The 13,864-nt window shown below is 65.8% G+C and carries 14 protein-coding genes; 5 read left to right on the top strand and 9 right to left on the bottom strand.

What is annotated here, in order from left to right; genetic code table 11:
* Window positions 1-25 precede the first annotated feature (25 nt).
* The gene (locus tag VK98_RS19565) at window positions 26-916 is read right to left on the bottom strand and encodes a LysR family transcriptional regulator (protein WP_048415646.1); all 891 of its coding nucleotides are present in this window, start codon (window positions 914-916) and stop codon (window positions 26-28) included.
* Between the two features lie 123 nt (window positions 917-1,039).
* On the opposite strand from VK98_RS19565, the gene VK98_RS19560 reads away from it, so the two are divergent.
* Both VK98_RS19560 and VK98_RS19555 read left to right on the top strand, forming a co-directional pair.
* A complete protein-coding gene (locus tag VK98_RS19560) occupies window positions 1,040-1,471 on the top strand; it encodes a CidA/LrgA family protein (protein WP_048415645.1) in 432 nt (143 codons plus the stop codon).
* Window positions 1,461-2,144: an LrgB family protein gene (locus tag VK98_RS19555; RefSeq protein ID WP_048415644.1), complete on the top strand. Its 684-nt coding sequence runs from the start codon at window positions 1,461-1,463 to the stop codon at window positions 2,142-2,144. The genes VK98_RS19560 and VK98_RS19555 overlap by 11 nt, the downstream gene beginning before the upstream one ends.
* A 179-nt stretch (window positions 2,145-2,323) precedes the next feature.
* Here VK98_RS19555 and VK98_RS19550 read toward each other — a convergent pair whose 3' ends face one another.
* On the bottom strand, window positions 2,324-2,983 hold the full coding sequence (locus VK98_RS19550; protein WP_048415643.1) for an OmpA family protein: 660 nt from the start codon (window positions 2,981-2,983) through the stop codon (window positions 2,324-2,326).
* Window positions 2,980-3,450, bottom strand: coding sequence for a Cd(II)/Pb(II)-responsive transcriptional regulator (locus VK98_RS19545; protein ID WP_048415642.1), 471 nt, complete (start codon window positions 3,448-3,450; stop codon window positions 2,980-2,982). Before VK98_RS19545 ends, VK98_RS19550 begins: the two co-directional genes overlap by 4 nt.
* 143 nt (window positions 3,451-3,593) lie before the next feature.
* Between VK98_RS19545 and VK98_RS19540 the strand changes: the two genes are divergently transcribed.
* Window positions 3,594-5,978 carry a heavy metal translocating P-type ATPase gene (locus VK98_RS19540; protein WP_082159143.1) on the top strand — a complete coding sequence of 795 codons (2,385 nt, stop codon included), beginning with the start codon at window positions 3,594-3,596 and terminating at the stop codon, window positions 5,976-5,978.
* Between the two features lie 164 nt (window positions 5,979-6,142).
* On the opposite strand, the gene VK98_RS19535 is transcribed toward VK98_RS19540, so the two are convergent.
* Window positions 6,143-6,814 carry a putative metalloprotease CJM1_0395 family protein gene (locus tag VK98_RS19535; RefSeq protein WP_053077496.1) on the bottom strand — a complete coding sequence of 224 codons (672 nt, stop codon included), beginning with the start codon at window positions 6,812-6,814 and terminating at the stop codon, window positions 6,143-6,145.
* A 209-nt stretch (window positions 6,815-7,023) separates the two neighbouring features.
* Here VK98_RS19535 and VK98_RS19530 point away from each other — a divergent pair, with 209 nt between their 5' ends.
* Both VK98_RS19530 and VK98_RS19525 read left to right on the top strand, forming a co-directional pair.
* Window positions 7,024-7,530, top strand: coding sequence for an acyl-CoA thioesterase (locus tag VK98_RS19530; protein WP_048415641.1), 507 nt, complete (start codon window positions 7,024-7,026; stop codon window positions 7,528-7,530).
* A complete protein-coding gene (locus tag VK98_RS19525) occupies window positions 7,523-8,209 on the top strand; it encodes a TIGR01621 family pseudouridine synthase (protein ID WP_048415640.1) in 687 nt (228 codons plus the stop codon). The genes VK98_RS19530 and VK98_RS19525 overlap by 8 nt, the downstream gene beginning before the upstream one ends.
* Window positions 8,210-8,237: 28 nt before the next feature.
* Here the strand turns inward: VK98_RS19525 and VK98_RS19520 are convergent, their stop codons facing one another.
* The 5 genes from VK98_RS19520 to VK98_RS19500 form a co-directional block, all read right to left on the bottom strand.
* Entirely contained in the window at window positions 8,238-9,062 is an 825-nt protein-coding gene (locus VK98_RS19520) for a ChbG/HpnK family deacetylase (RefSeq protein ID WP_048415639.1), read from the bottom strand.
* A gap of 54 nt (window positions 9,063-9,116) precedes the next feature.
* Window positions 9,117-9,524: a GtrA family protein gene (locus VK98_RS19515; RefSeq protein ID WP_048415638.1), complete on the bottom strand. Its 408-nt coding sequence runs from the start codon at window positions 9,522-9,524 to the stop codon at window positions 9,117-9,119.
* Complete coding sequence (locus VK98_RS19510; RefSeq protein ID WP_048415637.1) at window positions 9,521-10,534, bottom strand: glycosyltransferase family 2 protein; 1,014 nt, start codon at window positions 10,532-10,534, stop codon at window positions 9,521-9,523. Before VK98_RS19510 ends, VK98_RS19515 begins: the two co-directional genes overlap by 4 nt.
* On the bottom strand, window positions 10,527-12,026 hold the full coding sequence (locus VK98_RS19505; RefSeq protein WP_048415636.1) for a glycosyltransferase family 39 protein: 1,500 nt from the start codon (window positions 12,024-12,026) through the stop codon (window positions 10,527-10,529). The genes VK98_RS19510 and VK98_RS19505 overlap by 8 nt, the downstream gene beginning before the upstream one ends.
* Window positions 12,027-12,204: 178 nt before the next feature.
* Window positions 12,205-13,581 carry a peptide MFS transporter gene (locus VK98_RS19500; protein ID WP_048415635.1) on the bottom strand — a complete coding sequence of 459 codons (1,377 nt, stop codon included), beginning with the start codon at window positions 13,579-13,581 and terminating at the stop codon, window positions 12,205-12,207.
* Window positions 13,582-13,864: the final 283 nt, after the last annotated feature.

Here is a 13,864-nt window from a genome sequence, read left to right as displayed (position 1 = left end):
TCGGTTTTCCTTGAGTTGACTGGCTTTATTCCAAACCGCCCAGCACATCGCGCGTCACCGCCAGCCAGGCGCGCGCCGCGTGCGACAAGTATCCGTTCTTCTGCCAGATCAGCGCCAGATGCCAGACCAGCTTGGGTTCGGCTAGCGGGATCACGTCGTAGTCGGCGCGGTCCAGCCGTTCGACGATGGAGCGCGGCAGCAGGGTGACGCCCATATGGGCCGACACCAGTTCCACGATGAAGTCCCAATGCGCGCTGCGCCCCACCACGTGCAGCGGACGGCCCAGTTCGCGGAAGGCGTCGCTGACCCGGCGCGCCAGCGTGAAATCCTGGGGATAGAGCACGAAGGGCTGGTCGGCGATCTGTTCCAGCCGCACCACGCTCTGGCCCCGCCATGCCGAGCCGGCCGGCGCCACCAGGCATAAAGGGTCGCGCACCACGGCGAATTGATCGAAAGCCTGATTGTCCACCGGCAGCACCGCCACGCCGATTTCCAGCTCGCCGCTGCGCACGCTGCTCTCGATCGCCAGCGCGCCGTCTTCCACCATCTTCAGTTCGATCTGCGGATAGCGCTGACGGAAGCTGCTGACCACCGGCGCGAAGAAGGCCACGCCCACCATCGGCGGCAGGCCGACCACCAGTTCGCCGCGCTTGAGCGCAGACAGGTCGGACAGCTCGGTCTTCAACTGGTTCATCGCCGACAGCACGTCCAGGCCGCGCTCGTAAGTGGCGCGGCCGGCGTCGGTGAGGCGGAAGCTGCGGCCTTCGCGCAGGATCAGCGGGCAGGCCAATTCCTCCTCCAGCTGGCGCACCATCTTGCTGATGGTGGGCTGGGTCACGTAGAGGGCCTCGGCCGCCTTGGTGAAGCTTTGGCGTTTGACCACCTCGATGAAGTAGCGCAGCGCGCGGATGTCCATAGATGCCTTAGTCCGGGTCGTGCATTCCATATTGGAATGCGTGAAATAATTTTAATTCATTTTTTGAATGTATGCCGGCGCTCTATACTCGAAACACTCCCTGTGTTGTGTAGTGGCTCAATCATGGCAAACCCGAATCTTTCCGCATTCAAGCAAGTGGCGCTGACCATCGGTCAGGTGGCCTTGCTGAGCGTGGTGTGGATCGCGGCCAGCCAGTTGAGCAGCCATTTCCTGCCTGTGGTGCCTGCCGGCGTGCTGGGGATGTTCCTGGTGCTGGCGGCGCTCTGGCTGGGCTGGTTGCCGCTGGACTGGTGCCGCAGCGGCGCCCGCTGGTTGTTGGCCGAAATGCTGTTGTTCTTCATTCCCGCCGTGGTGGCGGTGATCCAGTACCCGGACGTGATCATGGCCGCCGGGCTGCGCATCGTCGCGGTGATCGTGCTGTCCACCTTGCTGGTGATGGCGGCGACCTCCTGGGTGGTGGACAAGTGTTACCGGCTGGAGGTGGCCCTGCGTTGGCATGGCCGCCAGAAACAGGTGAAGACGCATGGAGCATGAGATCGCACTGGCCAGTCTGCTGATTACCGTTGTTTTGTACGGACTGGTCAAAAAGTTTTATCTGAAGAAGCGCAACTGGTGGAGTGCCCCGATCCTGGCGGTGCCGCTGCTGGTGATTGCGCTGGTGGTGTTGGCCAAGGTGCCGTACCGGGTGTATTTCGAAGACACCCGCTGGCTGACCTGGATGCTGGGCCCGGCCACGGTGGCCTTCGCGGTGCCGATCTACGAGCACCGCGCGATGATACGCCGGCACTGGCTGTCGCTGAGCTGCGGCGTGCTGGTGGGCATGCCGGTGGCGGTGTTCAGCTCGATCTGGCTGGCGCGCCTGCTGGGCTTGTCCGAGCTGTTGCAGCGTAGCCTGGCGCCGAGATCGATCAGCACTCCGTTCGCGCTGGCGACGGCCTCCGGCATCGGCGCCTCGCCGGACCTGACCGCGGTGTTCGTGGTGATGACCGGGGTGTGCGGCATGCTGCTGGGCGAAGTGATGCTGGCCTGGATGCCGCTGCGCTCCAGCCTGGCGCGCGGGGCCTTGTTCGGCGCCGCCGCTCACGCGGCCGGCACCGCCAAGGCCAGCGAACTGGGCGCGGAAGAAGGCGTGGTGGCCAGCCTGACCATGATGCTGGGCGGTTTGGCGACGGTGTTCGCCGCGCCGCTGATAGGTTTGTTGTTGTAGTTTGTGTGTGTACTTGTTGTGACCGCATTCCCGTGGGGTGGCGTGCGGTGGTTTCTCCTCATCTCCCCAAACGAGCGTTGTTAGGGCCGACCCAGTGGGTTGGCCCATTTTTTTTGCCGCTCCGCCGGCGCGGGCGCGAAAAAGCCCGGCTGGAGCCGGGCCTGCAGGTCTGCCGCCGCTCAACCCATCTGCTGCGGCGTGATCATGATCTCCACGCGGCGGTTTTTCGCCTTGCCGCTGTCGCTGGCGTTGCTGGCCACCGGCTGGGCCGCGCCGTAGCCCATGGTGCGCACCCGCACCGAGTTGACGCCCTGGCCTTGCAGGTATTCGGTCACCGACTGGGCGCGCTTCTCCGACAGCGTCTGGTTGAAGGCGGCGGCGCCGGTGCTGTCGGTGTGGCCGGCCACGGTGATCGAAGTGTCCGGGAACTGCACCAGCACGCCGGCGATGTCGCCCAGCGGCTTTTGCGCCCTGGCGTTCAATTGATAGCCGTTGGTGGGGAAGGTGATGTTGTCGGGCAGGGACAGCTTGAGCTGGTCGCCGATGCGCTCGACCGCGATCTGGCTGTTCTTCAGCTTCTCGCGCAACTGTTTTTCCTGGTAATCCATATAGCCGCCGATGCCGGCGCCGATCGCGCCGCAGGCCAGCGCCGAATTGCGGGCGCCTTTGCCGCCATGGGTCAGCGCGCCCACCAGTCCGCAGGCGGCCGCGCCGCCCAGGCCGTAGAGCGCGGTCTTGCTGATCTCGGTCTGGCCGGTTTGCGGGTTGGTGGTGCAGGCGGACAGGGCCAGCGCGAACAGGGTCGCGGCGGCGGTGGCGGGCTTGAACAAACGGGTCATTGCTTCTCCATGGAATGTGGGTGGGGGTGGGGGTCCTGGCCGAAGGGCGTGTGGCAGACGCAAGGCTCGCCTTCGGACGCTTCCACCAGGGTTTGCAGAATGCCGCATTCCGCCACGGTGTGATGGTCGTGGCAGCGGTCGCGCAGCGCCAGCAGCTGTTGCTCCAGCAGGCGCAGGCTTTCCACTTGCTGATGAACCTTGCTGACCTGGCGGTCTATCAACTGGTTGATGTCGTCGCAGGCCAGCGAGGAGTCGGCCTTGAACGCGGCCAGTTGGCGGATGTCGGCCAGCGACATGCCCAGCGAGCGGCAGTGCAGGATGAAATTCAGTTCGCCCAATTGCTCGGCGTTGTAGCGGCGGTAGCCCGAGGCGCTGCGCAGCGGCGCGGACAACAGGCCCTCGCGTTCGTAATAACGGATGGTTTCCACTTCGCAGCCGGTCTGGCGCGCCAGTTCTCCAATCAGCATCTCAGTTCTCCCGCAAGGCGCCCGGCGACGGGCGGTGGCGGCGGTTCTCCGCCGGATGAGGAAATTTTAGCAAAAAAGCTTGACCTTGTAGCGACTATAGGGTTTGCAATGAGCCTATATCAATCCGACCAAGGGAGGCCACCATGTTCCATCCAGCGCAAAGACGGCGGCGCGGGTTCGCGCCGCACGCCGGCCACGCATCTTGCCGCGGCGGCGAGGGCAAGCCCGATCCGCGCCCGGCGGACGATTGCTGCGGAGGCAAACTGGAGGCGGCGTTGCCGGCTCAAGCGGCCGGACATGTCCACGAGCACGGCCATGATCATGGTCATGACCACGATCATGGCGGCAAGGCCTGCTCGGGCCACGATCACGACGCGGAGGCGCCGCGCGCGGTGTCCTTGGGCGAGGGCGGCCGGCAGCAGGCCAGGCTGCACATCCAGGCGATGGACTGCCCGACCGAGGCCAAGCTGATTGAAAAAGCCCTGGGCGGTATGACGGGAGTGGCCGCGCTGGAGTTCAATTTCATCGAACGCGTGCTGCTGGTGCGCCATGACCTGCCCAATCTGGACGGCGTTAAGCAGGCCATCGCCAAGGTGGGCATGAAGGCGGTGGAGCTGAGCGACGCCTCCGCGCCGGTGGAACAGCCCAAGGTTTCGCGTCGCAGCAACTGGTTGTTGGCGCTGTCCGGCCTGGCCGCGGCCGGCTCCGAAGGCGTGGCCTGGCTCAGCGGCGCGGATCAGGGCTGGGGCAGCGCGGCGCTGGCCTTGGCTTCCATTCTGCTGGGCGGCATCCCCACCTTGAAAAAGGGCTGGATCGCGCTGTCCACGCGCACGCTCAACATCCATTTCCTGATGTCGGTGGCGGTGATAGGCGCGATGCTGATCGGCCAGTGGCCGGAAGCGGCGATGGTGTTGTTCCTGTTCGCCATCGCCGAGCGGCTGGAAGCGATGTCGCTGGCGCGCGCCGGCGAGGCGGTCAAGGCCCTGATGTCGCTGGCGCCGGAAACCGCCTGGTTGCAAAGCGGCGGGGAATGGGTGGAGCGTCCGGCCGCCGAAGTGGCGCCGGGCAGCCGAGTGCGGGTGCGTCCGGGCGAGCGTGTGCCGCTGGACGGCCGCATCGAGCAAGGCCACAGCGCCTTCAACGAGGCGCCGATCACCGGCGAGAGCCTGCCGGTGGACAAGTCGCCGGGCGACGCGGTATTCGCCGGCAGCATCAACGGCAGCGGCGTGGTGGAAGTGCTGACCACGGCGGCGGCCAACGGCAGCGTGCTGGCGCGCATCATCGACACCGTGCGCAACGCCCAAGCCAGCAAGGCGCCGACGCAGCGTTTCATCGACCGCTTCGCCGAGGTCTACACCCCGGTGGTGCTGGCGGCCGCGCTGCTGTTCGCGGTGGCCACCCCCTTGCTGGGTTGGCTGAGCTGGGGCGAGGCGATCTACAACGCGCTGGTGATGCTGGTGATCGCCTGCCCGTGCGCGCTGGTGATCGCCACGCCGGTGACCGTGGTCAGCGCGCTGGCCTCCGCCGCCAAGCACGGCCTGCTGATCAAGGGCGGCGCGCCGCTGGAGATGGCGGCCCGGATAGACGCGGTGTGCTTCGACAAGACCGGCACCCTGACCGAGGGCGAGCCGCAGGTGACCGAGGTGGTGGCGCTGGCCGACGCGGATCAGGATCAACTGCTGCGCTGGGCCGCGGCCCTGGACGCGCATTCCACCCATCCGCTGGCCAAGGCGGTGTTGGCGGCGGCGAGCGCGCGCGGCCTGTCCTGGCCGGAGGCGGAACAAGTCAGCGAGCAGGCCGGACGCGGCGTCAGCGGCCTGGCCGACGGCCGGAAGCTGGCCTTGGGCAGCAGCCGGCTGGCGCGGGAGCAGGGCGCTTTGAGCGAGGGCCTGCGGGCCGAGCTGTCGCGCCTGGAGCTGGCCGGCCAGGGCGCGCTGGTGCTGCTGGAGGGCGAGCGCGCGCTGGGCGTGATCGCGGTGGCGGACCGGATTCGTCCGGAAGCGCCGGCGGCTTTGCGCCAGTTGGCCAAGCTGGGCGTGGCGACGGTGATGTTGAGCGGCGACAACCAGCAGGTGGCGCAGGCGGTGGCGGCGAAGACCGGCATCGTCGAAGCCCACGGCGGCCTGCTGCCGGAAGACAAGTTGGAGCGCATTGTTCGCTTGCAAGCCTCCGGCAAGACGGTGGCGATGGTGGGCGACGGCGTCAACGACGCGCCGGCGCTGGCCCGCGCCGACCTGGGCATCGCCATGGGCGCGGCCGGTTCCGACAGCGCGCAGGAAACCGCCGGCGTGGCGCTGATGGACGACAAGCTGGCCAAGCTGGCGGACTTGCTCAGCCACGCGCGGCGCACCTCGCGGGTGCTGAAGGTGAATATCGCGGTGGCGCTGCTGACCAAGCTGGTGTTTTTCGGCCTGGCCATGTTCGGCCTGGCCAGCTTGTGGATGGCGGTGTTCGCCGACGTGGGCACCAGCCTGGTGGTGATCGCCAACGGTCTGCGGCTGGCGCGCGGCGTGCGCAAGGCGGAGTGATAGAAACGGCGCCTGGTTCTCAGGGCCAGTTCAAAGTCTAGCGAGCAAGGGCGAGACAAGGCGTTGCGGCTGAGAAAGCGGAATGTACTCGTGGTGCATGCGTATTTCGAAGCCGTACTCACCGTGTCACGTTTCACGACGCGCAGCAGATTTTGAACAGCTTCTCAGGCGTAGGTATCGATCTTGGACCCCAGCCCCGGGCCTTGCCGCTCGGGGCTGTTGATTTGCTGCCGCGCCTGCAGCGGGCTCAGTCCCTGTTTGCCGGCCTGCTGCTGCATCAGTTCGATGCGGGCTTGTTGTTCCATCTGCGCCGCCGCGGCGGCCACCGCGCGGTCCTGGCCGGACGGGTCGGCCGGCGCCAGCGCCGCCCTTTGCACGGTCTGCGCGTTGGAAATGGTTTCCTGCGGCGTGCTGCCCCGCGCCAGGCGGATGCCGACCTCGCCGCCTATCGCGTACTGCTTGCCGTCCGGGCCTTGCTGATAGGTGTAGGTGGCGCCGCCGCCGGCCAGCGCGCCGCCGCTGGTCAGATGCGCCTGCTCGTGCTGGCGCACTTCGCTGTCTCTCGCCTTCAGCGCTTCCACTTGTTTCTGCTGCTGTTCGTCCAGCGGCTTGCCGTCGGCGCCTAGCGTGGCGTTGGGCCGGGCTTGCTCTTTCTGATCGGCGGCGCTTGAGCTTGAGTCGGCGGCCGGGGTTCCGGGCGCAGCGGCGGCCGCCGTCGGCGTCGCGGCGCTAGCCAGACTTTGCTGGCAGGCCGGACACTGGCAGTTGGCGCCATGGCTGGCCTGCAATGCGTAGCCGCCATAGCCTCCGTAGCTGGATATCCCGGAAATGCTCATGAATTCATTGCCTTAGCTTGATATTTCCAGTTTAGCCGCTATGCGGGGTTTTTGTCCAAAAGCGATTGCGCGAGCGGCGGGGGCGGAAATCTCGCTCGAAACTGTTTAAAACAAGTTTATGAGCGCAAAATACGCCGTTTCGAATCTTTGCGCGACCACGCGGAGCGCCGCGAGCGGCGGCGGACGGGGTCCGATTTTGGGAGTGAGGCATGGGGCAACAGGTGGATCAGGCGAGCCAGCGCGAACTGGTGATGTCGGTGTTGATGACGCCGGACATGGCCAATTTTTCCGGCAATGTCCACGGCGGGGTGTTGCTGAAGCTGCTGGACCAGGTGGCTTACGCCTGCGCCAGCCGTTACGCCGGCTGTTACGTGGTGACCTTGTCGGTGGATCAGGTGCTGTTCAAGCAGGCCATCCACGTCGGCGAACTGGTGACCTTTCTCGCCAGCGTCAATCACGTGGGGCGGACCTCGATGGAGGTGGGCATCAAGGTGGTGGCGGAAGACATTCAGAAGCGCACGGTGCGCCACACCAATAGCTGTTATTTCACCATGGTGGCGTTCGAGAACGGCAAGGCGGTGCCGGTGCCGCCGCTGACGCTGGAAACGACGGAGCAGCAACACCGTTTCCGCGACGCGGAAATCCGCAAGAAGATGCGGATGGAAACCGAGCAGCGCATGCGCCAGGCATCCCGCCAGGACGGCGCCGATGCCTGAGGCGGCGTTCACCTTATTGCATAGCGATCCGCGTTTCTATCTGTTGGACAAGGCGCCCGGCGTCAGCTTCCACCGCGACGGCGAGGAGGCCGGCCTGATGGAGGCCTTGCGCGCCGGCTTGGGCGACGAGGCGGTGTGGCCGGTGCATAGGCTGGACCGCATCACCTCCGGCCTGATCCTGGTGGCGCGTTCGGCCGAGACGGCGGCGCGGCTGGGCGAGGCCTTCGCCGGCCGCGAGATCGAGAAATATTACCTGGCGCTGTCCGACCGCAAGCCGGGCAAGAAGCAGGGCAGGGTGGCCGGAGACATGGCCAAGGGGCGCGGCGGCGCCTGGCGTTTGCTGAACAGCCAGCAGAACCCGGCGGTGACGCAGTTTTTCAGCTATTCGCTGCAGCCCGGCCTGCGTTTGTTCCTGCTGCGGCCGCGAAGCGGCAAGACGCATCAGTTGCGGGTGGCCTTGAAGTCGCAGTCGGCGCCGATACTGGGCGATCTGCTGTACGGCGGCACGCCGGCGGATCGTGGCTATCTGCACGCTTACGCGCTGCGTTTCGAACTGGAGGGCGAGCGCTTCTGCTTCGTCTGCCCGCCGAGCCGGGGCGAGGCCTTTTTGTCCGAGGCCTGCGGCGCGGCGCTGCAGCAGCTGGCGCGGCCGTGGGAGTTGAGCTGGCCGGCGGCGTGAGCAGCTAGGCTTGGCCGGGGCCCGGCTTTCAGGCCGCCATCGGCGCGGGAGCGGGCGCGGCCTTGTCGAAGCGCGCCACTTCCACGTCGTACTGGCCGCAAAGGTCGGCGAAGGCCTGGCTGCCGAGGAAGCGGTATTCCTTTTCCCGCGTCGCGGCAATCGGATCGTCCTTGTCGGCGGCCGGATGGCCGGGGTGGCACATGATCAGCCCGCGGTCAGGGGTGCGCGCTAGCCATTGCTGCATCAGTCCGGCGAAGTCGGCTTGCGGCGTCAACGAGTACATGCCGCCGAACCAGGGCGTGGTGCTGAAGCCCTGTTCGCGGGCGCCGTCGTCGAAGCCGGTGCTGACGCTGCGCAGCACCAGCGCCTTGAGCCGGTTGTCGCCGGGGTGGCCCAGGCGGTCCGGCGAGCGCAGATAAGGCAGCGGCTGCTCTTGCCAGCGCTGGGCGATGGCTTCGAACAGCGCGTCGCGAACCACCGGCAGCGCGTGCACATGCTGATGGCCGTCGATGAAGTCCGGCAAGCGGCCGTAATGCTGGCAGAACAGATCGATTTGCAGGACCGCGGCATCGCGCAGCATCGGGCGCGACAGCTGGCGCAGCTGGCTTTTCATCAGCCAATGCGACAGCGGGCGGACGTGTTCGCCAAAGGGATGGCTCAAATTGAAATGCAGGCCGATGTCGGCTTTGCCGTCGAAGGCTTTCAGTTCGGAAGCGCGGCTGGCCCAGCTGGGCGCCTGGCTCATCACGCTGGTGGCGGACAGGCGGCCGGCGGCCAGCAGTTCCAGAATGCCGGCGCTGATGGCGTCGGACTGGGCGAAGTCGTCGGCGCAGAGTGTCAGTCGTTTTGTCATGGGGGGTGTGACCGCGGCAAGCGGATAAAGTTTTATACCCGTTTGTGCTGGAAATTAAGGGGTTTTGTGTAGTTTTTGTGCCGTCGACGGGCCGCGGAAGGCCCACAGCTTGCTGAGCGCGAAGGTCAGCGCCGCCACGACGATCAGCACCAGCAACAGGGCGGCGCGGTAATTCAGCGGGGTGAAGCGCAGCAGCAGCGCGTACATCGCCTCGTTGACGACGAAGCTCAGGCAGGCGACGCCGAAGAAGCGCGGCAGCGCCTGGCGGTGAGGGATGTGCCGGGCCTGGAAGGTTTGTTGACGATGGCCCCAGTAGCTGACCTGGAAGGCGATCAGAAAACCCAGCACATTGGCGTGCAGCGGCGCCATGCCCAGCGGCACCAGCAGCCAGGCCACCACGCCGAAGTGAACCAGCATGGCGGAGACGCCGACCACGCCGAACCAGAACAATTCGCGGCTCATTCCGTCGCGTCCCCGGCGCCCGGCTGGCGGCGGCCGCTGATGCGGCTGACCAGATAGGTGGGGCGCTGCTTGACCTCGTCGAAAATGCGGCCGACGTATTCGCCGAGAATGCCGATGGACAGCAGCTGCACGCCGCCGAGGAAGCTGATCGCCACCGCCAGCGTCGGCCAGCCGCTGACCGGGTTGCCGAACAGCAGGGTGTGGGTCAGCTCCCAGGCGGCGTAGCCGATGGAGCACAGCGAAATCAGGCAGCCGATCACAGTCCAGATGCGCAGCGGCATATTGGAGAAGGCGGTGAGGCCGGTAATGCCCAGGTCCAGCAGCCGGCGGTAGTTGAAGCTGCTTTGACCGGCGCGGCGTTCCCGGGTCTGGGTAGGCATCGGCCGTTGGGTGAAGCCCACCCAGTGATACAAGCCCTTCATGAAGCGGTTGCGCTCCGGCATCTGGCGCAACGCTTCCACCACGCAGCGGTCCAGCACGCGGAAGTCCTGGGTGTCCGCCGGCATCTTGTGGCGGCTGCCGCTGTTGGCCAGCCGGTAGAAGACGCGGGTGAACAGGCGCTTGGCCAGCGGCTCGTCTTCGCGGCTGCTGCGCACGCTGTAGACCATGTCGTAGCCCTTGCGCCATTCCTGCAGGAACACCGGCACCATTTCCGGCGGGTGCTGGAAGTCGCTGTCTATCAGCACGGCGACGTCGCCCTGGACGTGGTCGACGCCGGCGGTGAGCGCGATCTCCTTGCCGAAGTTGCGGGACAGCTGGATCAGCGTCACCGGCAGTTCCGCCGCGTGGGTCAGCACCTGTTCCACGGTGTCGTCGCCGCTGCCGTCGTCCACCACCACCAGCTCATGGCGGTAGCCGGCGTCGTTCAGCAGCTGATGCAGGGTTTGCAGCATCGGCACGATGTTGGCGGATTCGTTGTAGGCCGGCACCACGCAGCTGACCAGCGGGTCGGCCGGGCGCTCCTTGGCGCGTTGGGCCAATAGATAGGGCGGCACAAAAGCCTCAGTCATGCTGGGCGTCCTCGCGTTGGGCCGGCTGCGCGCGCGCGGCGTCGCCGAGCAGCAGCACGGTGTCGTTCATGATCTGGAAGCGGCCCAGCGGGGCGAAGCGGGCGCGGACGTCGGCGGGCAGCCGCGCCAGCTCGTTCTCGTCGCTGACGATGAAGCTGCCGGGCTTGCCGGCCAGCCAGGCGCGCAGCTGCTGCGGGTCCTGAGTGGCGCGGGCGCGGCCGTGGGAATAGAACTCGGCGGAGAACTCGCGGCGGCCGGCCCAATAGACCAGGGCGCTGTCCTTGCTCGGGTTTTGCGCTTGCCAGGCGGCGATCACCTGCTTCTGAGTGCGCAGGTAGCGATTGCCGTCGTAGTGGTTGAAGGCCAGCAGCGCCAGCATCAACAGACCGCCGACCGCGGCGATCCACGGCAGCGCGCTGCGCTCGGCGCCGTCGGCGCGCGCGCGCCGCCACAGTTCGGCGAACAGCAGCGCGCAGCCCGGCAGCATGGGCAGCGAGTAGGGGAAGATGATGTTGCCGGACAGGGTGAAGAACAGCAGGGTCATCAGCGTCCACAGCGCCAGGTAGAGCAGCCAGCCGTCGTCGTCGCGGCAGAGCCGCGGCAATTTGGCGCCGTGGCGGAGCAGCCAGGCCAGCATGGCCAGGGACCAGGGGAAGATGGCCGCCAGCGCGTACAGCCAGATCATGCCGCGCGGCGTGGCGTGGGCGAAGCCGTATTTGTCGCCTTTCCAGCCGGCGTCCAGGAAGCGGCTGACGTGCTCGCCCATGATGAAGTAATCGAGGAAGCCCGGGGTGCGCAGCTCGGCCAGCGCGTACCAGGGCGCGGCGACGGCGAACATCAGCAGGGTGCCGCTGATCCACGGCAGCTTGCGCCACAGCGCCAGCCACTGCATGCGCAGCAACACCCAGAAGAAGATGGGCATGCCCACCAGCACGATGGCCAGCGGGCCCTTGGCCAGCAGGCCGAGGCCGAGGCCGACGAAGAAGACGTAGCCCCAGCCGCGGCTGCCGCGCGTCAGCGCGTGCCAGAAGGCGGCCTGGCTCAGCGTCACGCAGAACAGCAGCGCCGGGTCGGTCATCACCGTGCCGGCGGCGCCGAGGAAGAGCAGGCCGCTGGCCAGGATCAGCGCGGCGGCCATGGCGGCGTCGCCGCCGCTGCGCTTGCGCATCAGGTGGGCGCTGAGGCCCAGGGTGGCGACGGCCAGCAACAGCGAGGGCAGGCGCGCGGCGATTTCATTGACGCCGAACAGGCCCATGCCGGCGGCGGACAGCCAGCTGGACAAGGGCGGCTTGGCCCAGAACGGGATGCCGTAATCGTGCCACAGCGTCACCCAGTTGCCGGTTTCCAGCATCTTGCGGGCGATTTCGCCGTAGCGCGCCTCGGTGGTGTCGGTGAGCGGGATCGCCCACATGCCGACGAGGCGGAGCAGCAATAGCAGCAGCAGGACGACGACGGCGCCTTGCTGCCAGCGGGGGAGACTTGTTCTTTTCATTCGGGACGAAGGCCGTCGGCGCGCGCGGGCGCGGCGGCGAGTAAGGGCCGGGATCTGGAAGCCCCGTATGATAAAGCCTTTTCCCCGCTCTGTGTTGACCGGGGAAGGCGCAAAAAAAGCCGGCGTTCGCCGGCTTGCTGCGCGGCCGGGCAGGGCGCCCGGCCGGCGACGCTTGGCCTTATTGCAGGCCGTGCATCATTTTCTTCAGCTTGTAGGACAGCGCGAACAGCACCAGCGAGCTGACGCCGGCCATGGCCACGAACAGCATGAAGAAGTCGTGCAGATTGCTGATGGCGTAGCCGAGGAAGTGCGGCACCGGCTTGCTCGGGTCCGGGTACAGTTCCGACAGCGTGCCGGCGAACTTGTTGGCGGCGGCGTTGGACAGGAACCAGATGCCCATCATCAGGCCGGTGAAGCGGGCCGGGGACAGTTTCACCACCAGCGACAGGCCGATCGGGGACAGGCACAGCTCGCCGAAGGTGTGCAGCACGTAGAGGCTGACCAGCCACAGCATGCTGACCTTGACGCCCGGCTCCAGGCCTTCCACGCCGAAGGCGATCACCAGGTAGCCCAGCGCCAGGAAGAACAGGCCCAGCGCCATTTTCACCGGCGAGTTCGGCTCGCGGTTGTTGTGGCCCAGCTTGGTCCAGATGAGGGCGAAGATGGGGGCGAAGATCACCACCGAGATCGGGTTGATCGACTGGAAGTAAGACGCCGGCACGGTGAAGCCGAGCAGATTGCGATTGGTCTGCTCTTCGGCGAAGAAGGTCAGCGAGGCGCCGGCCTGCTCAAAGGCGGACCAGAAGAAGATCACGAAGGCGGACACGATCAGAATCACCGCCAGGCGTTCTTTTTCCACGCGGGTCAGCGGCGCGTGCACCACTTTCTCGCCGCTGTCGTGGTGACGCTTGGGCGCCATGCCGATGGGCTTGCCTTCCGGGGTCACCAGGTATTTGTTCTTGAACAGCGAGAACACGACCAGGCTCAGCAGCATGCCGAAGCCGGCGGCCATGAAGCCCCACTTGAAGTCGGCCGGATGGCCGGTGTCGCCCAGGGTGCCGCACACCAGCGGCGCGATCAGCGAGCCGGCGTTGATGCCCATGTAGAAGATGGTGAAGGCGGAGTCGACGCGCTTGTCGCCCTCAGGGTAGAGCTGGCCCACCATCGAGGAAATGTTCGGCTTGAACAGACCGTTGCCGGCGATCAGCATGCCCAGGCCGCCGTACAGCAGCCAGGAGGCGCTTTGCACATTGCTGTCGTGCAGCGAGCCGGAGAAGAACAGCATGAACTGGCCGATGGCCATGAGCACGCCGCCCACCAGAATGGAACGGCGGTTGCCCCAGTAGCGGTCGGCGATATAGCCGCCGATCAGCGGAGTCAAATAGACCAGGCCGGTGTAAGTGCCGTAGATGTCGGCGGCGTGAGCCTTGTCGAACATCAGGGCCTTGATCATGAACAGCACGAAAATGGCGCGCATGCCGTAATAGCTGAAGCGCTCCCACATTTCGGTCACAAAAAGCAGGTAGAGCCCTTTGGGATGCGAAGTGGTCGACATAGATTATTTCCTTGTGTGACTTGAGTGACACCACTTGAACGAGCAAGGTCGAGTGAGGGTGTTGTTTTAGTTTTTACTTGCCTTGGATTTTGTAGGCAATTTTTGATAATAACTAGTAAATGTTTGTATGTGAAAATTTTTTAATCTTTATTGCCATACAATCGGTATTTATAGAGTAAATGCGTCACTAACTGTCTTCATTTGGCATATTTATTTGTAAGCAAAATGACAGGGGCGCGTCGTGGCTTCGTATTTGGGCTATTGTCGAAAATCCCGTTGGGTG

Origin of the sequence: Chromobacterium sp. LK11 (assembly GCF_001043705.1) — a bacterium.
GTDB lineage: Bacteria > Pseudomonadota > Gammaproteobacteria > Burkholderiales > Chromobacteriaceae > Chromobacterium > Chromobacterium alkanivorans.
The sequence above is the reverse complement of the archived record's forward strand: the minus strand, read 5'-3'. Positions and strand labels throughout refer to the sequence as shown.